We start from the raw sequence: 17,149 nt of genomic DNA on the forward strand, positions 1-17,149 counted from the left end.
TGATTGACTCGCAGGCAGGATGGGCGCCGAGGAAACCCTCTTTCAACGCTTCGGGAAGGAATTCCCCAAAGGTACCGAGCTCTTCCGCGAGGGAGAGACCGGCAAGGAGATGTTCGTCATCCAGGCGGGCCGGGTGACCATCTCCAAGCGCGTGCGCGACGTGGAGAAGGTGCTCGCGGTGCTCGGCCCCGGCGAGTTCTTCGGGGAGATGGCCATCATCTCCAACAAGCCTCGCAACGCCTCCGCCATCGTCCAGGACGACGCGCGCCTGCTGGTCATCGACCCCAAGACGTTCGAGGGGATGATCCGCGGCAACGCCGAAATCGCCGTCCGGATGATCAAGAAGCTGGCCGAGCGCCTCTCCGAGGCCGACGCGCAGATTGAAAACCTGCTCCACCATGATCCGGCCAGCCGCGTGGTGCACCAGATCCTCCAGGCGGCGCTGACGCGCGGCCGCCCGTCGGACGAGGGCGTGGAAATCGACTACCTGGTGCGCGAGATGCCCAGGCAGCTCGGCGTGGGGGAGCCCGCGGTGCGGAGCATGCTGGACAAGCTGGAGCGGGCCGGCCTCGTCGAGCGCGGCCCTGACAGACTGGTTGTGTATGACACGTCCAGGCTCCACGACTACCTCCAATACCTGGAGATGAAGTGGAAGTTCGGAGACCTCTAGCGTGAAGCTGCGAGTCCTCGGCTGCCACGGCGGCGAGCTGCCCAACTGCAAGAGCACGTGCTTCCTCGTCGATGACGTGCTCGCGCTCGACGCGGGGGCGCTGACGGGCTCGCTCACTCTCGAGGAGCTGTGCCGCGTGGACCACATCCTCGTGGGCCACAGCCACTTCGACCACGTGAAGGACCTGCCGCTGATGGCGGACCTGGTCATCGGTCGCCGCGACAAGCCGGTCACCATCCACGCCTCGCGCGAGTGTACGCGCGCCCTGCGCGACAACATGTTCAACAACGCGCTGTGGCCGGACTTCACCCGCATCCCCACGCGCGCCAACCCCGTCCTCCAGCTCAAGTCGTTCAGGGCGGGCAGCACCTTCCAGGTAGGCCCCTACACCGTGCGCAGCGTGCCGGTGAGCCACCCGGTGGAGTCGTGCGGCTTCATCATCTCCAATGGGAAGAGCTCGCTCGCCATGAGCGGCGACACCGGGCCCACCGACAAGCTCTGGAAGGCGCTCAACGAGACGGACAACCTCAAGGCGCTGCTCCTGGAGACGTCCTTCCCCAACAAGCTCCAGTCGCTCGCGGACATCTCCGGCCACCTCACGCCGTACACGCTGGAGCAGGAGCTGAAGAAGTTCCGCCGCAACGGGGCCTCGGTGATGCTGTACCACCTGAAGCCCGCCTTCGTGGCCCAGCTCAAGAAGGAGCTGGCGCCCCTGCCGGTGGACGTGCTCGAGCTCGGCGACACGTTCGAGCTGTAGAGCCGCTGTAGCCGGGGGCCGTCATCCCGGGGCTGTCGTCAACGCGGCGCGCTACACGGAACGGTTGACGGCTGGGGGCAGGCGGGATTAACCCGCCCTCGTCATGGCCTGGTTCTCCAAGAAGCCCCGCATCTCCACTCCCTCCGAAGCCGAGCAGCCCGCCGAGTCCCGTCCTTCCCGCATGGAAGGCCTGTGGGCGAAGTGCGAGACCTGCGACGAAATCCTCTACCGGCAGGACCTGGAGAAGAACTGGATGGTGTGCCCGCACTGCGAGCACCACCACTACTGGCCGGCCCGCGCCCGGCTGGCCGCGCTGTTGGATCCGGACAGCTTCGAGGAGTTCGACAAGGAATTGGAGCCGCAGGACCCGCTCCAGTTCAGCGACTCGAAGAAGTACAAGGACCGGCTCAAGTCCACGCGCAAGAACCTCGGTGAGAACGACGCCTTCGTCTCCGGCGTGGGCCGCATCGAGGGCCACCAGGTGTCCGTGGGCTGCTTCGTCTTCGAGTTCATGGGCGGCTCCATGGGCTCGGTGGTGGGCGAGAAGGTGGCCCGCGTCTTCGAGCGCGCGCATGAGCTGAAGTGCTCCGCGCTCGTCTTCTCCGCGTCCGGCGGCGCGCGCATGCAGGAGGGCATCTTCTCCCTCATGCAGATGGCGAAGACGTCGGCGGCCATCGCCCGCTTCCGCACCGGCACGCGGCCGTACATCTCCGTGCTGCTCAACCCCACCACGGGCGGCGTGGCCGCGTCCTTCTCGTGGCTGGGCGACGTCATGCTCGCCGAGCCCAAGGCCCTCATCGGCTTCGCCGGCCCGCGCGTCATCGAGCAGACCATCCGCCAGAAGCTGCCCGAGGGCTTCCAGCGCTCCGAGTTCCTGCTGGAGCACGGGATGATCGACAGCATCGTCCACCGCAAGGAGCTGCGGGCGAAGCTGGGGCAGATTCTCGGCCTGCTGGGCTGAGCGCGCCAAAGGCCACCGGCATGAGCGCCCCGCGGACGCCCCAGGAGGCGCTGGCCTTCTTCACGAGGCTCAACCCCTCCGGCATCAAGTTGGGGTTGGAGCGCGTGCGCGAGGCGCTGGAGGCGCTGGGCCACCCGGAGCGGCGCTACCCGGCGCTGCACGTGGCGGGCACCAACGGCAAGGGCAGCACCTGCGCCTTCACCGCCGCCGCGCTCCAGGCCGCCGGCCACCACGTGGGCCTCTACACGTCCCCGCACCTGGTGCGCATCAACGAGCGCATCCGCGTGGACGGCGTGGACATCTCCGACGAGGACTTCGGGCGCGCCATCCTCGAGGTGCTGGAGCGCTACCCGTCCGCCGTCACCGAGCCGATGACGTACTTCGAGTTCGGCACCGTGGTGGCCCTCTGGCACTTCGCGCGCGTGGGCGTGGACGTGGCCGTGCTGGAGACGGGCCTCGGCGGGCGCCTGGACGCCACCACCGCGTCGAGCCCGGTGGTGACGGCGATTACGCCCGTGTCCTTCGACCACATGGAGTACCTGGGCCACACGCTCGCGGCCATCGCCGGGGAGAAGGCCGGCATCCTCAAGCCGGGTGTGCCCTGCGTGGTGTCCCGGCAGGAACCGGAGGCCCTCGAGGCGATTGCCCGCAAGGCCGGGTCCCTGGGGGTCCCCCTGTGGGTGGAGGGCCGCGACTTCGCGGGTGAGACGAAGTCGGATGGAACCCTCTCGTACCGGGGGCCTTCCTGGTCGCTGGAGGGGCTGACGCCCGTGCTGCGCGGTCCCCACCAGAAGCAGAACGCCGCGGTGGCGCTCGCCTGTCTGGAGGCCCTGCACGCGCGCGGCGTGTCCGTGCCCCAGGAGGCCGCGCGGGTGGGACTGGCCTCGGCGCGCTGGCCGGGGCGCTTGGAGGAAGTGCCGGGGCAGCCGCCCCTCCTGCTCGACGGCGCCCACAACCCCGCGGGGGTGGAGGTGCTGCTCGCCTCCCTTCGCGCGCTGTACGCGGACCGCCGCATCCACCTCGTGTTCGGCGTGGTGGGCGACAAGGACCGGGGACCGATGATGCGGGCCCTGTTTCCCAAGTGTACCTCGGTACAACTCACGCCGTTGGATACACCTCGCTCGCTCGCGCCCGCGGCGTACCTCGACGAGGCTCGCTCGCTGTGCGCGGACGTGGCTGCCTGGCCTGACCTGGGCTCGGCGCTGGACGCGGCACGTAGGAAGGCAGGGCAGGGCGACGTCGTGCTCTGCACAGGCTCACTGTTCCTGGTGGGCATGGTGAAGGCCCGCCTGGGCTGAATCCCGGGCGCAATGCTTGGCGCAATGCAGCAGCGGCCGTAGATTCAAGGCATGCGCCTGCCGGACTGGAGAACAGCGACCCCAGGGCCGCACTTCCCCACCGTCGACGAAGTCGACTTCCGGGCGCTTTACTCGAAGACGAAGTACGTCGTGGAGACGGCGGACGGTTGGTCGCTGGTCATCACCCGCTACCGTCCGGTGAAGCAGCCCTTCCCGCAACCGTTGTTCGGCGAGCCGCTGCTGCTGGTGCACGGCTTCTCGCAGAACCGGCACACGTGGACGAGCGGCCAGTTCGTGAAGAACCTGCTCTTCTTCGGGGTGGACATCCACATCCTGGAGCTGCGCGGCCACGGCAAGAGCTCCATCGCCTTCCAGAAGGAGCGGGCCGAGCGCTTCAAGCGTCCCCTGCCGACGGACCTCGACTACGGCTGGGACATCGACAGCTACTTCCTCTACGACCTGCCGGCGGCCGTCTCCGGCGTGAAGCGCATCACCCGGCGCGAGCGCATCTTCTACTGCGGCCACTCGATGGGCGGCATGCTGGGCTACGGCTACGCCGGCATCCACAACGACTTCGCGGGGCTCATCACCATCGGCTCCCCGGCGGACCTGGGCCGGGGCTTCATGCTGCTGCGCGTGCTGGCGCACGGCACGCCGCTCCTGGGCGGCATGATTGATTTGACGCTCGCCGGCCTGAATGTGACGGGCAAGGTCGAAGGCGCGAGCCGCAGGCTGCTGGCGCGAGGCGTGGGGGCCCTGCACGCGGGGCTGGGCCGCAAGCTGGAGCCGGAGGAGCGGCGGTCGCTGAAGTTCAACGCGATGCCGGTGGACGTCATCCTCAAGTTCGTGGAGCGGCAGATTGGCAAGGCGGAGGAGTCCCCCCTCTACCAGCAGCTCACCACGCGGCTGAACCGGCTCATCAACCCGGAGCGGGTGAGCGCGGACGACGTCCGCTGGCTCCTGCGCGAGGGCGGCGAGCGCGAGCCGCGCAAGGTGCTGGAGCAGTTCGCCCGGTGGATTCGCCGGGGGGAGATGGTCTGCTACCGGACGGGCTTCGACTTCAAGCGTGGCTTCGGCCGCATCGAAGTGCCCATGGCCATCATCTTCGGTGATCTGGACCCGCTGGCCTCGCTGGAGTCCACCCGGAGCGTGTACCGCGCCGCGAAGAGCGAGTACCTCCTCTGGCGGCCGGTGAAGGGAAACAGCCACATCGAGCTGACGATGGGCCACGACATCCGGCAGATCTGCTACGACATCAAGAACCTCATCGAGTACGCCCGGACGCACCGCAACCGCGCACCCAGCCTCCCACGTCTGGGGAAGTAGCGCGGGGCCGCGTCCCGGTCGAAAAGTTGGGGGGATGGGGACGCGTGCTAGCATCCCCAGGGCTCTGTCAACGTGAACGGGAGTGGTCGATGAAGGCCTCTGCGGTGTGGCTGCTCGGTGTCGTGCTGGTGCCTGTGCTGGCGCTCGCGCAAGCGCCGGCGGCGGACGTGAACACCATCACCGGTGTCCAGGTGAATGGCGGCACCGTGTCCATCACCGGCACGAAGAAGCCCAACTTCACCACCTTCACCATGACGGACCCGCCGCGGCTCGTCATCGACATCTCCGAGGCCGTCTTCTCCGGCGTCCCGGAGGAGGTGCAGGTGGGCAATGGCACGGTGACGGGCATCCGCACCGCCAGCTACGGCTCGGACGCGTCCGCCATCGCCCGCGTGCTCATCGGCTATGAGCGCGAGGTGGAGACGGACATCCAGGCCAACGGCAACCAGCTCGTCGTGAAGGTGACGGGCGGTGGGGGCCAGGCCGTCGCGCAGGCGCCCGCGCAAGCCCCGGCCGGGGAGACGGCCGCGCCCGCCGGGGACGGCAGCGCCGCCCAGGCCGCCGCCGCCGCGAAGGCGGACCGCGAGGCCCAGGAGAAGGCCGCCGCCGAGTCCGCCGCCGCCGCGAAGGCCGAGCGTGAGGCGCAGGAGAAGGCCGCCGCCGAGGCCTCCGCCCGCGCCCAGGCGGACGCGGATGCCGAGCGCAAGCGCCAGGAGGAGGCCCGCGCCTCGGCCCAGCGCCAGGAGGAGGAGGCTCGCGCCTCCGCCCAGGCCGCCGCCGAGGAGAAGAAGCGCCAGGAGGACGAGGCCCGTGCCTCCGCGCAGGCCGCCGCCGACGCGAAGAAGCGTCAGCAGGAGGAGGCCCAGGCCGCCGCGAAGTCCGCCGAGGACGAGCGCCGTGCCGCCGCCGAGGCCGCCGCGGACGAGAAGAAGCGCCAGCAGGAGGAGGCCCGCGCCGCCGCGAAGTCCGCCGCCGAGGAGAAGAAGCTCCAGGCCCAGGCCGCCGCCGAGGAGCGCCAGGCCCAGGCCGAGGCCGCCGCCGAGGCGCGCCGCCAGCGCCAGGAGGAGGCCCGCGCCTCCCGCGAGAGCGCGAAGCAGGAGAAGCTCGCCATGGCGGAGACGCCGCGCGAGCGCCGCGAGGTGTCCAGCAGCGGTGGCGAGGTCTCCGTGTCCTCCCGCCGCAAGACGATGACGCTGGTGGGCTTCCAGCAGCAGCCCGGCGCGTCCCGCGTCTTCATCCGCACCAACGAGCCGGTGCGCTACTCGGCCAGCGAGGACGGCCGCTCCGTGGTGGTGGAGCTGGAGAACACCCGCATCGACCTGAGCAACAACACCCGCCCGCTGGACACGTCCTTCTTCAGCTCCCCCGTGACTCGGGTGGAGGCGGATGCCTCGGGGCGCTCGGTGCGCGTCACCATCAACCTGCGCCAGCAGGTGGCGTTCCAGGCCCGCCAGGAGGGCAATGTCATTTCGTTGGACTTCCCGCGCGCGGGGCGGTGAAAAGGGGAGGCCGCGCGGCCCGGGCGCGGCATACCCTGCACCCCTGAATGAGCATCCTCGTCCCGCTCGCCGCCGCGCTGCTCGTGTCGTCGGCGCAGATTCCGCTCGCCACGCAGGTGCAGCTGCCCACCGGCGAGACGGTGGAGCTGGCGGCGGACTTCGTCGCGTATGAAGCCGACAAGCAGGTCCTCACCGCGCGCGGCCACTGCGAGCTGCGCACCGGGGACATGCTGCTGCGCGCCGACGAGGTGACGTACGACGAGGCCGGCCAGGTGGCCACCGCCTCCGGCAACGTCATGTTCGTGGGCCCCGGAGGCATGGCCGCGGTGGCGGATTCCGTCCACGTGGACATCCGCTCCTTCGAGGCCAACCTCCAGGGCGGCCTCTTCATGCAGAAGAAGGGCGTCACGCTGGAGGCCATGCTCGCGGCCAAGACGCCGCAGGAGCTGCGCGCCATGGGGGAGACGCCCGTCATCCTCAGCGGCACGCGCATCCGCCGCACCGGGCCCGAGTCCTTCGTCGTGGACGACCTGGCCTTCACCCCGTGCGAGTGCGGCCCCGGCGAGCCGAGCTGGCGCGTGGAGGCCAGCGCCGCCAACGTCGTCCTCGGCGAGCGCGCCACGCTGAGCTGGCCCGTCGTGTACGTGCGCTCGGTGCCCGTCTTCGCGCTGCCGTGGCTCTACCTGCCGCTGGCGGAGCGGCGCTCCGGCCTGCTCATCCCGAAGCCCTCCACGTCCAGCCTCAACGGCTTCAGCCTGGAGCAGCCCGTCTTCGTCACCCTGGGCCGCAGCTACGACATGACCTTCACGCCGGGGTACTTCACCGGCGGCGGGGCCCAGACGCACGCCATCAGCACGGCGGAAGGGAGTGTCGACGCGCTCGAGCCGAACTACTTCGGTGTGAAGGGCCCGCGCCTGCTCACCGAGTTCCGCTACGTGCCGAGTGAGCATGCCCGGGGCCGACTCACGTTGGGGTTCCTCTACGACAGCCGGCCGATTCGCGACCCCCGCGACGGGACCTTCTACCGGGAGCTGACCGCGGAGGGGGCGAGGACGGCGACCTTCGTCGACGACCCACGGGGCCTGCGCGGCGAGGCCTCCTGGCAGCACACACAGGAGCTGGGCAACAACTGGTACAACCGCGTCGAGGCGTCCTTCGTCTCCGACGGCTACTACACGCGCGACCTCACCGCCGACATCATCGCGCGCGAGTTCCAGTACCTGCGCAGCACCGCCTCCCTCTACAAGCGCGAGGACGACCTCTACGCGGGCCTCGACGTGTCCCTGCGGCAGGACATCCGCTACGCCTACCGCTTCTTCCAGGACGACAGCATCCCGGCCAACGCCACCTCGACCAATCCCGACCTCGCGCTCCCGCCGGGGACGGTGCTGCCATCCCCCAGGACGTTCCAGCGGCTTCCCGGCGTCACCTTCGCGCTGCCCGAGCGCCCGCTCCCGTTCCCCGGCGGGCTCACCGGCGGGCTCAAGGTGGAGTACGCGCGCCTGTCGCCCATCCTGCACAGCAACGGCGACGAGGGCATCGACGGCATCTTCCGGCCGGAGGCCAACGCCGTCGCCCCCTGGTACGCCGAGGTACCGGGCGCGGCGGTGCCCGACCCGGCCCAGTCCGACGGCGTCTTCAACGCCTCGGACCGCGAGGCGCGGCACCGGGTGGACTTCCTTCCCCGTTTGTCCACGTCCTTCGCGCTGGGAGACTACGCGCGCGTGACGCCCTCGCTCGGGCTGCGGCAGGACATCTGGGCCGGGGAAATCTCCGGGCGGACGTATCAGCGCGGCTACCCGATTGCCGGACTGCTCGTGGACTCGCAGGTGGCCACCACCTGGTCGGGCAGGGCGGACGCGAAGTATCGCCACGCCATCGCTCCGTCGCTGGAGCTGCGCTACGTCCCCGGCGGCTGGGGGCGCGTGCCCTCAGCGGGGGCCACGCCGGGCGGGCCGCCCCAGCCCTACGACGAGGTCGACGCCGCCGTCCCCCTGAGGCCGGACGGGCGGACGCGCCCCTTCCTGCACGCCATCCTCGCCGTGGACCAGACCCTGCGCTTCAAGCGGGGGACGAACATGCAGGAGCCCCTGCGCCTGCGCATCGGGCAGGGATTCGACCTGACACGGAATGGCTCGAATCCCGCAAATCCAGACGAACGTGGACCGGTGCTACGCGATACCTTCGCGCGCCTGAGCGCCAGCGCGGGCGTGCTCTCGGCGGGTGGGCAGATTCGTCTGGATCCGAACACTGGCCGTCTCATGCAGGTCAGCGCGGACTGCACCATCGACAATGGAAAGGCCGCCCTCTACGGACGGTTCGATGACCTGCTCGTCACCTCGCCCGAGGCACTCGGCAAGGGAGTCGCTCCCTTGTCCATCGGGCCGGACGCATTACGGAGAAGACTGGATACCCTGGTAGGCAGCGCATCGTTCGCACCGCTCGGCCCCTCTTCGGCCAGACGAGAACAGACCCTCATCGCGGGTACGCGATTGAAGCTCGGATTTGGGCTGGGAGTGCGGTACGAAGCCTATGTGCAGCCGTTGGTCGAAGACCCGAACCCCCTCTCGCAACAGACTCTAGGCCTCTCGTATGGGCCCGCGTGTGACTGCTGGAGAGTCGAAGGGGTGATGATCCTACGCAGGAATGCGTCGCTGGAGTTTGGCGGCATCAATGTCAGCGTAGCCGGGTTCGGGTCCTTCGGTTCCGGTGGCTAGGAATCACCCGCCGTGCGTGGTGGTTCCAACAACCTCGAAACAGCCAGGAGAAGTAATTTCGTGTCGGACCTCGGAAAACGAATCGGCCAGCGCATCCGCGAGCTTCGCACGCAGCGACCGGAGCGATGGACGCAGGAAGAGCTCGCTGAGCGGGCTCAGATCAGCGTCTCCTTCCTTTCCATGATCGAGCGCGGTGAGCGTGTCCCCCACGTGGAGACGCTCGCTGCCCTGGCCAACGCCCTCGGCGTGAGCCTCGGTGAGCTCTTCACGGGAACGGAGCAGACCCTTGCTCAGACGGAGGACCTGCTGCGTCCCCTGTCTGACTTCGCGCGCGCCCGCGGCCTCACGGCCCGGGACGTGGACCGCCTGCTCGGGGTCGCGCGGGTGATGTTCAGCGGCTCCGCCGCCTGACGTCCCCACTCGGGGCTTCGGGCCCGGAGCGCAAGAGGACTCCGGTCTTCCTGTCCTGTCCTTGACTGGACGGCAGGTGGCCCGGGAAGATGAGGGGCCACGCTGTGCGTCGCTTACGCACAGCGCGCTTCCTTCTTCGTTCCAAGGAGTCTCCGCTGATGCGTCCGGGTCTGGCCCCATGGGTGGCCTTCGCGAGCGTGATGTTCGTGGCGTGCGCGCCGCCGCCTCCCGCCACACTTGAGTTCGTGGACCAGTCACCGGCGCGGCCGAGACTGGGAGAAATCACCACCCTGCGCTTCCGGGCGGTGGACTCCAGCGGCCAGCCTCAGGCGGGCGCGAAGGTGTCCTTCTCGCTGCAGTCGGAAGTGCCCGGGGTGGAGCTGTCGCCCGACGAGGGCACCACCAACGTCGGGGACGGCCTCGTCTCCGTGCAGTTGGTGGCCCGGGGCGGCCGGGTGACTTCCGTCGTCGTGATTGCCACCGCGACCGGCAGCGAAGGGGAGACGAAGACGGCCATCAGCCCGGCGGTGAGCTTCGCCGGTGCCGGCGCCAACTCGCGCCAGCTGACCTTCCAGTGCGGCTCGTTCTCCGGTGACGGCTCCGGCCTGCACCACGCCATTGGCGCGTGGGACGAGACGCGCGGCCTCATCGCGGGCGTGAAGGTGCGCTGCATCGCCCACGTGGGTGACCGCAACGGCGACGGCGTCCTGGGCGCCCAGGTGTCCTTCCTCACGGAGGCGGGCACCATCGGTCCCAGCGCCGAGACTGTCACCGACGTGGTGGGCAACGCCGAGGTCCTCTACAAGTCCTCGTACCCGCTGCCGGAGGACGTGGAGCCGGGGACCTTCACGTGGAGTCCGGTGGAGGACGTCACCCATACGGGCGAGTACCTCGCCCCGCTGTGGATGCACCCGTTCCTCTGGGCGGAGAACCCCCTGGCGGCCTACGGCACCGTCATCAATCCCCAGGAGCCGCGCCCCGAGCCGCGCCGCAATGACCCCATCCGCCCGGGCAAGGTCAACAACCCGCGCGACAGCCTCGTCTCCATCATCGCCGTCACCAACGGCGAGGAGGAGTTCGATGACGACAACAACAACGGCGTGTGGGACCAGGGCGAGCACTACGAGGACCTGACGGAGCCCTTCGTCGACAACAACGACAACGGCACGTGGGACCCGCACGAGCGCTTCGTCGACGCCAACGGCGACGGCAAGTGGAACGGGAAGAACGGGCGGTTCGACGAGTCCACCGTCATCTGGGCGCAGGAGCGCATCCTCTGGACGGGCTGGCCGCACGCGCTGGACAACCCGCAGGTCTTCCGGCAGATCCGCCCGCCGGTGGGCCAGGACGAGACGACCTTCATCGTCGAGCACTTCGGCTCGCAGACGGTTCAGTTCCTCGTGTCGGACCCCTGGTTCAACCGCATCGCGCAGAACGGCGACGATGACGGCTGCACCGGCGGCGCGTCCGGCCCCGTCACGGTGGCGCCCACCGTCACCGGCATCGCCATGACGTACCCCTCGTTCAAGTTCGAGATCTACTCCGTGAAGGACGTCCACGAGCAGCCCCCCGAGGGCCTCCCGCCGCCGGAGAGCAACCCGCCCGTGGCCTGGGAGGTGTCTCCGGCGTGCTACTACACGGCCGCCCAGCTCGAGGGCCACAAGGTGGGCATCGTCGGCCCTACCGTGAAGGGCCGGGTGAAGTAGCAGGGCAGGGGATGTGGGCCCGGGGTGTCAGCCGCAACAAGGCATTGACCCCAGGGCCCCTCCCTCCGTAGGGTCGGCCCCCCGGCCGATTCGCGAATCAACCGTGCCGGGGGAGGACGTCGTGGGTCAGCAGAGCAAGACGGCGGCGGACAATGGCTCGCGGGAGAGCGAGCGCCGCCGCACCATCCTGCGCGCGGCCATCGACGTGTTCGCTCGCAAGGGCTACCACGGGTGCCGCATCGCGGACGTCGCCAAGGAGGCGGGCGTCGCGTACGGGCTCGTCTACCACTACTTCAAGAACAAGGATGAGCTGCTGGAGACGGTGTTCGACACCGGCTGGAGCGGCTTCGTCACGCGCGTGCGCGCGGTGGTGGAGACGGAGGGGACGCTCGCGGAGAAGGTGCGCGGCATCGTCGACGTGGCCTTCGAGGCGTACCGCGTGGACCCGCGCGCGGTGAAGGTCCTCATCCTGGAGATTGCCCGCAGCCCGGCGGGCTCGCGCATCAACCGGCAGACGGCCTTCGTGGACGCCATCCGCCTGAGCTCGGGGCTCTTCGCGCAGGCGCAGGCGTCCGGGGAGCTGCGCGCGGACATGGACCCGCAGCTCGCCGCGGCCCTCCTCTTCGGCAACATCGAGATGGGGCTCACCGCCTTCGTGGTGGGGCTGACCGACTCGCGCGACGCCGCCACGCTGGAGCGGGCCAAGGCGCAGATTGCCGACTCCTTCCTGTACGGCGTCCTCACGGATGCCCAAGGCGAAGAGGTGCCCACATGGAAGTCGTCGGAGAAGCCGCAGGAGAAGTCCGCTACGAAGTCCAGGGCGCCCAGGCGCACCTGACCATCGACCGGCCCAGGGCCCGCAACGCGCTGTCTCCCTCCGTGGTGCGGGGCCTGGTTTCCGGCCTCGAGCGCGCCGAGGCCGACCCCGCCGTCCGCGTGGTGGTGCTCACCGGCGCGGGCGAGAAGGTGTTCTGCGCGGGGGGGGATTTGGGCCAGATGGCCGGCGACGAGGGCTTCCTGGCCACGCACGAGGGACGGCGCGCCTACGGGCGGCTCCTGTCGCGCTTCCAGGAGGTGAAGAAGCCCACCGTGGCCCGCGTCAACGGGCACGCGCTGGCGGGAGGCCTGGGGCTGGTGCTCGCGTGTGACTTGGCCGTCGCGGTGGAGGGCGCGGACTTCGGCACGCCCGAAATCGACGTGGGGCTCTTCCCGATGATGATGATGGCGCTGCTCCAGCGGCACCTGGGCCGCAAGCGCGCGCTGGAGCTGGTGCTCACCGGGGACAAGCTGCCGGCGCGCGAGGCGCTGGCGCTGGGACTGGTGAACCGGGTGGTGCCCGCGGCGGAGCTGGACGCCGCGGTGGGGGCGCTGGCGGGGAAGCTGGCCGGGAAGAGCCAGGCGGTGCTGGCGCTGGGGCGCCGCGCCTTCTTCACCGCGGAGGACCTGCCGCTGCCCGCCGCGCTCGAGTACCTCGCGTCACAGCTCTCGCTGAACGTGCTCGCGGACGACGCGGGCGAGGGCATCTCCGCGTTCCTGGAGAAGCGGCCGCCGAAGTGGAACGACCGCTGACCGGGGCCGGGCGCGTGCGCTAGGGCACGCCGACCTGCGTGGACCCGGCGGCGACGCCGGGCGTGGTGGGCGGGAAGAAGTCCAGGCGGAGGAGCTGCGCGCCGTCCACCCAGAGGTCATCCACCTTCACGCCCCAGTGGAGGTGCGGGCCGGTGACGCGGCCGGTGCTGCCCACGAGGCCGAGCTTCTGGCCCTGCTTCACGCGCGTGCCGTTCTTCACGCCGAGGCGGGACATGTGGAAGTACGAGGTGTAGAGGCCGCCGCCGTGGTTGACGATGACCGTCTTCCCGGAGGAGTAGCAGTCGCGCGACATCACCACGACGCCGTCGTTGGCGGCGAGGATGGGCGTGCCCGGGTCCCCGTCGATGTCCACGCCGAAGTGCTGGCTGGACAGCTTGCCGTTGAAGGTGCGCCGGTCGCCGTAGGGCGCGGTGACGCGGTCCTGGCGCGGCCAGGCGAAGTTCTGCCCGAAGAGCGGGGCGGCGAAGGCCTGCGAGAAGGCCTGGGCGAAGGCGCGGCGGTCCGCGGCCATGCGGGCCTTCACGCTCGCGGGCGGCTCCACGTACTTGCCGGACACCTTCAGCTCGCGCGCGGGGTAGCCGGGCTCCACCACGTCCAGCGTGCCCGTCAGCTCCACTGGCGCGGCGCCAGGAGCGGCGGGGCCCAGCACCTTCACGGCCGCCGTGCCCGGCGTCATCTCCACCGGCAGGCCCGTCATGGCCATGAAGCCCTCGCCCCAGGGGAAGAAGCGCAGGGGCCGGCCCGCCAGCGTGCCCGAGGGCAGCTCCGCCATGCCGCGCACCACGACGAGCACCGGGTCACCAGGCTTGGCCGCGCCGGGCTGCAGCGACAGGAGGGGACGGCCCTCCGCGAGCGGCGGCGACTCGGGCGTGGCGACCGTGGGAGTGGAGGCGCCGGTGGGCGCCGCCGGAGACGGCGCGGCGGCCTGGGCCTTCGCACCGAGGGCGAGCAGGGCGAGCAGCAGGTAGGGCGAGGTGGAATACTTCCGGCCAGCGGGGAGCGGAGGCATGGGCCGTTCTTACACCACGCAAGCGCGTCCTCTTCCCGCGGTGATGCAAGGAGGCGCCGCACGCCTGCTCCGTCCCCCGGAAGCGCTCGCCGTGCCGCCTGCTGCGGCGTGCTCCGCCGGCTGCCCGGCGAAGGAGCGATGACTGCCTGACATTGTCGGTACTTGGACGGGCTCGATGGGGATGACGCCGGCCGGAGGCCTGGAGGGGGGGCGAGCGGGCGGGGCATGTGCCGTCAAGGCGTACCCGGGGACACCGGTGCTCCCTAGCTTCTGGGCGGACTCGATTCTTGGAGATTCGCGGATGCCACGTCCCTATAGCTACGACCACTTCCAGGTCCCGAAGACGCTGCCCGCGCAGAAGCGCAGCCTGCGCCACGAGGACAAGGCGCGCGTGAAGAAGACCAGCGCCCATCCGGAGCAGATGGAGAGCCACGAGGGCGTGCACTACGGGAAGAGCCACGCGCAGACGGAGGAGCTCTACCAGGCGCACCAGATGGAGGCGGAGCTGGAGGAGCTCGCCCGCCCCGAGCCCGACACCAAGTTCTCCCGCGGCCCGGAGTTCAAGAAGCCGAAGCAGAAGAAGCGGGCCGCGGCCGCGGCCGTCTCGGCCCGGGCCCAGGTGCCCGTCATCGGCGGCACGGCGCCCATCGGCGCGCTGCCTCCGACGAAGGAGCAGCCTCCGCGCGGGCGGTGGGCGGACCTGATGGACGAGGCCCAGCGCCAGCTCCAGGCCATCCAGGGCGGGCTGGGAGACGCGGCCAAGGCGGTGTCGCGGCTGGCCTCGCTGCCCGTGGAGGTGGCGCGGCTGGCGGCCCGGCGCTTCCACCTCGTCAACGGGTGAGCCGCGCGCGTGGAGCTGACCCTCGTCTCGTACAACATCCACAGCGGCATCGGCACCGATGGCCGCTTCGACCTGTCGCGCGTGGGCGCGGTGATTCGCGAGGTGGGCGCGGACATCGTCGCCCTCCAGGAGGTGGGGGACTTCCGCAACCTCACGCCGCGCGAGGACCAGCCCGAGCACCTCGCGGACATGCTCGGCATGCACATGGCCTTCGGCCCCAACGTGGTGCGCAACAACCGGCGCTACGGCAACGCGATTCTCTCGCGGCTGCCCATCCTCAAGTCGAAGAACTATGACCTGAGCGTGGGGCGCCGCGAGCCGCGGGGCGCGCTGCGGTGCGACCTGGACCTGGGCGACAGCAAGCAGCTCCACGTCTTCAGCCTGCACCTGGGGCTGCGGCTGGGCGAGCGGCGCCGGCAGGAGGCCCTGCTGCTCTCCGCGGACATCCTCCGCGAGGCCGCGCGCAAGGACCCGCTCGTGGTGTGCGGGGACTTCAACTACCTGGGGAACGGGCCGGTGCCGTCGCTGGTGCGCCAGGCCATCCACGACGCGGCGCTGGAGCTGGGGGCTCCGGCGCGCACGTATCCCACCCGGCTGCCCATGCTGCGGCTGGACCGCATCTACGTGGACGCCGGGGTGCGCCCCCTGGACATCCACCCCCACCGCACCGAGACGAGCCGTGTGGCCTCGGACCACCTGCCGCTGGTGCTGCGCTTCGAGGCGCCCATCTCCGTGGAAGGACCCCACTCTCTCCCCGTGCAGCTCATCGGCTAGCCTTGTGCGGGCCGGTGGGCGCGTTCAGTGGCCGACGCTTGCGAACGCCGGACAGATCCGCCGTGACGTGGTTGTCGCGCGGAGGTGGGGTGCCTAGGTTGGCCCCCACCCGAGAGGGACGTGGGCGCCGGCCGGAGAAGCACATGCACGTGGGGAGTGAACAGACAGAGCGCGGAATCTCCGCGCTCGTCGGGCGCATGGCGGACGGCTTCAGCCGCCTGGTGACACAGCACCTGCAGCTCGCGCGGCTGGAGCTCGCCGAGGACGTGAAGGCCACCGGCCTGGACGTGGCGATGATTGCGGCCTTCGTGCCCTTCATCCTCGTGGGCTATGCCTTCGTGTGCGGCGCGATTGCCGCGGTGCTGTCCACGTGGCTGGGCTGGGCCGGGGCGCTCGGCGCGGTGGGGCTCGTCAACCTCGCGGGCGGCGCGGGTGGCGCGCTCTGGGCGGTGAAGCGCCTGAAGGAGCGCCGGGTGATGGACGACAGCACCAGCGAGCTCTCCCGTAGCATGGCCGCGCTCACCCAGTCCCCGACGGCCGCCCCCGTGAATACGCTGCGGGCCGCCAACAGCGAATACTTCAAGGAGCCGCAGAATGGCCGCTAGCAATGGACTCCCCAAGTCCGCGAGCCCCCAGAGTGCCGCCGCGCTTCGCGCGGAAATCGAGCGCACTCGCGCGGAGCTGGCCACGCACGTGAGCGCCCTGCGCGAGGAGGTGGCGGTGGCCGCCGACTGGCGCCAGTGGGTGCGCCGTCATCCGCACGCGTGCATCGGCGCGGCCTTCGTCGTGGGTTTCTGGCTGGGCTCGCGCCGTTGAGGGACGCGACTTCTACGTTTCACCCCTGAAAGAGGAGATGGCTTCGATGGAGATGAATCCGCAGCAGGTGGCCGACCGGGCCCGGCAGCTCCAGGACCGCGTGGTGCCGCAGATTGACGAGGCCCGGCAGAACCTGGTGGACCTGAACAACCGCGTCGTCGGTTTCATCCGCGCCAACCCGGGCACGTGCCTGCTGGGCGCGGTGGCCATTGGCTTCCTCGTCGGCCGCATCGCCTCGCGCCGCTGACGCGTTCCCGAAGGACACGAGAGAGGGCACTCATGACGACCTATCCAGGTGCAACGGGCAACGGTACGCCGCAGTCGCAGGAGGGTGGCAACAACGCGGGCTTCGGGCAGCGGGTGGACCAGATTGGCTCGGAGGCGCAGCAGCTCTGGACGGACGCTCGCAGCGCGGTGACGGACCTGGGCGAGACGTTGGACCTGCGGGGCCGCGTGGAGCGCAACCCGTACGGGATGATGGCGCTCGGTCTGGCCGCGGGCTACGTCCTGGGCGGTGGCCTCTTCACGCCGCTGACCGCGCGCATCTTCCGCCTGGGCGTGAGGCTGGCCGCGCTGCCGCTCGTGAAGGACGAGCTCATCGGCATGGCCGAGCGCGCCTTCGAGGGCTACCAGGCGGGCCGTGAAGTGGCCCGCGGGATGGGCTCGCCGGGCAGCGCCTCGGCGAACGCCACCCATGCCAGTACGCCGCGCCCGCCGAGCTACTAGGCTGGCGGGCATCACCCATTTGCCGTCGCAGTACCCACCCCTGGAGTA

The 17,149-nt window shown here is 70.3% G+C and carries 18 protein-coding genes; 17 read left to right on the forward strand and 1 reads right to left on the reverse strand.

The window, feature by feature from the left end; translation table 11 throughout:
* Positions 1-19 precede the first annotated feature (19 nt).
* The 11 genes from ACVTJA_RS17480 (at position 20) to ACVTJA_RS17530 (ending at position 12,914) form a co-directional block, all read left to right on the forward strand.
* Positions 20-670 carry a Crp/Fnr family transcriptional regulator gene (locus ACVTJA_RS17480; protein ID WP_465837522.1) on the forward strand — a complete coding sequence of 217 codons (651 nt, stop codon included), beginning with the start codon at positions 20-22 and terminating at the stop codon, positions 668-670.
* A 1-nt stretch (position 671) separates the two neighbouring features.
* Entirely contained in the window at positions 672-1,427 is a 756-nt protein-coding gene (locus tag ACVTJA_RS17485; RefSeq protein ID WP_465837524.1) for an MBL fold metallo-hydrolase, read from the forward strand.
* Between the two features lie 103 nt (positions 1,428-1,530).
* Positions 1,531-2,388, forward strand: coding sequence for an acetyl-CoA carboxylase, carboxyltransferase subunit beta (gene accD, locus ACVTJA_RS17490; protein WP_465837525.1), 858 nt, complete (start codon positions 1,531-1,533; stop codon positions 2,386-2,388).
* A 20-nt stretch (positions 2,389-2,408) separates the two neighbouring features.
* Complete coding sequence (locus ACVTJA_RS17495; RefSeq protein WP_465837526.1) at positions 2,409-3,686, forward strand: bifunctional folylpolyglutamate synthase/dihydrofolate synthase; 1,278 nt, start codon at positions 2,409-2,411, stop codon at positions 3,684-3,686.
* Positions 3,687-3,737: 51 nt separating this feature from the next.
* Positions 3,738-5,012: an alpha/beta fold hydrolase gene (locus tag ACVTJA_RS17500; protein WP_465837528.1), complete on the forward strand. Its 1,275-nt coding sequence runs from the start codon at positions 3,738-3,740 to the stop codon at positions 5,010-5,012.
* Positions 5,013-5,101: 89 nt separating this feature from the next.
* Entirely contained in the window at positions 5,102-6,511 is a 1,410-nt protein-coding gene (locus tag ACVTJA_RS17505; protein WP_465837529.1) for an AMIN domain-containing protein, read from the forward strand.
* A 47-nt stretch (positions 6,512-6,558) separates the two neighbouring features.
* A complete protein-coding gene (locus tag ACVTJA_RS17510) occupies positions 6,559-9,228 on the forward strand; it encodes an LPS-assembly protein LptD (protein WP_465837531.1) in 2,670 nt (889 codons plus the stop codon).
* 12 nt (positions 9,229-9,240) lie between these two features.
* Positions 9,241-9,639: a helix-turn-helix domain-containing protein gene (locus ACVTJA_RS17515; protein WP_465837532.1), complete on the forward strand. Its 399-nt coding sequence runs from the start codon at positions 9,241-9,243 to the stop codon at positions 9,637-9,639.
* A gap of 158 nt (positions 9,640-9,797) precedes the next feature.
* On the forward strand, positions 9,798-11,345 hold the full coding sequence (locus ACVTJA_RS17520; protein ID WP_465837534.1) for an Ig-like domain-containing protein: 1,548 nt from the start codon (positions 9,798-9,800) through the stop codon (positions 11,343-11,345).
* A gap of 121 nt (positions 11,346-11,466) precedes the next feature.
* Complete coding sequence (locus tag ACVTJA_RS17525; protein ID WP_465837536.1) at positions 11,467-12,183, forward strand: TetR/AcrR family transcriptional regulator; 717 nt, start codon at positions 11,467-11,469, stop codon at positions 12,181-12,183.
* A complete protein-coding gene (locus ACVTJA_RS17530) occupies positions 12,117-12,914 on the forward strand; it encodes an enoyl-CoA hydratase/isomerase family protein (RefSeq protein WP_465837537.1) in 798 nt (265 codons plus the stop codon). The genes ACVTJA_RS17525 and ACVTJA_RS17530 overlap by 67 nt, the downstream gene beginning before the upstream one ends.
* 19 nt (positions 12,915-12,933) lie before the next feature.
* Here ACVTJA_RS17530 and ACVTJA_RS17535 read toward each other — a convergent pair whose 3' ends face one another.
* On the reverse strand, positions 12,934-13,944 hold the full coding sequence (locus ACVTJA_RS17535) for a M23 family metallopeptidase (RefSeq protein WP_465837538.1): 1,011 nt from the start codon (positions 13,942-13,944) through the stop codon (positions 12,934-12,936).
* 301 nt (positions 13,945-14,245) lie between these two features.
* Here ACVTJA_RS17535 and ACVTJA_RS17540 point away from each other — a divergent pair, with 301 nt between their 5' ends.
* From ACVTJA_RS17540 to ACVTJA_RS17565, 6 genes are all read left to right on the forward strand, one after another.
* Positions 14,246-14,785 carry a hypothetical protein gene (locus ACVTJA_RS17540; RefSeq protein WP_465837539.1) on the forward strand — a complete coding sequence of 180 codons (540 nt, stop codon included), beginning with the start codon at positions 14,246-14,248 and terminating at the stop codon, positions 14,783-14,785.
* 9 nt (positions 14,786-14,794) lie between these two features.
* Positions 14,795-15,559, forward strand: a complete 765-nt coding sequence (locus ACVTJA_RS17545) for an endonuclease/exonuclease/phosphatase family protein (protein WP_465837541.1) — start codon at positions 14,795-14,797, stop codon at positions 15,557-15,559.
* Between the two features lie 143 nt (positions 15,560-15,702).
* On the forward strand, positions 15,703-16,164 hold the full coding sequence (locus ACVTJA_RS17550) for a phage holin family protein (protein ID WP_465837543.1): 462 nt from the start codon (positions 15,703-15,705) through the stop codon (positions 16,162-16,164).
* Positions 16,154-16,375 (forward strand): DUF3618 domain-containing protein, encoded by a 222-nt coding sequence (locus ACVTJA_RS17555; RefSeq protein ID WP_465837545.1) that lies wholly within the window; start codon positions 16,154-16,156, stop codon positions 16,373-16,375. The genes ACVTJA_RS17550 and ACVTJA_RS17555 overlap by 11 nt, the downstream gene beginning before the upstream one ends.
* A gap of 46 nt (positions 16,376-16,421) precedes the next feature.
* Positions 16,422-16,622 carry a hypothetical protein gene (locus ACVTJA_RS17560; RefSeq protein WP_465837547.1) on the forward strand — a complete coding sequence of 67 codons (201 nt, stop codon included), beginning with the start codon at positions 16,422-16,424 and terminating at the stop codon, positions 16,620-16,622.
* Positions 16,623-16,654: 32 nt separating this feature from the next.
* On the forward strand, positions 16,655-17,101 hold the full coding sequence (locus ACVTJA_RS17565; RefSeq protein ID WP_465837549.1) for a hypothetical protein: 447 nt from the start codon (positions 16,655-16,657) through the stop codon (positions 17,099-17,101).
* Positions 17,102-17,149: the final 48 nt, after the last annotated feature.

The sequence above is a fragment of the Pyxidicoccus sp. M6 genome (genome assembly GCF_055568925.1).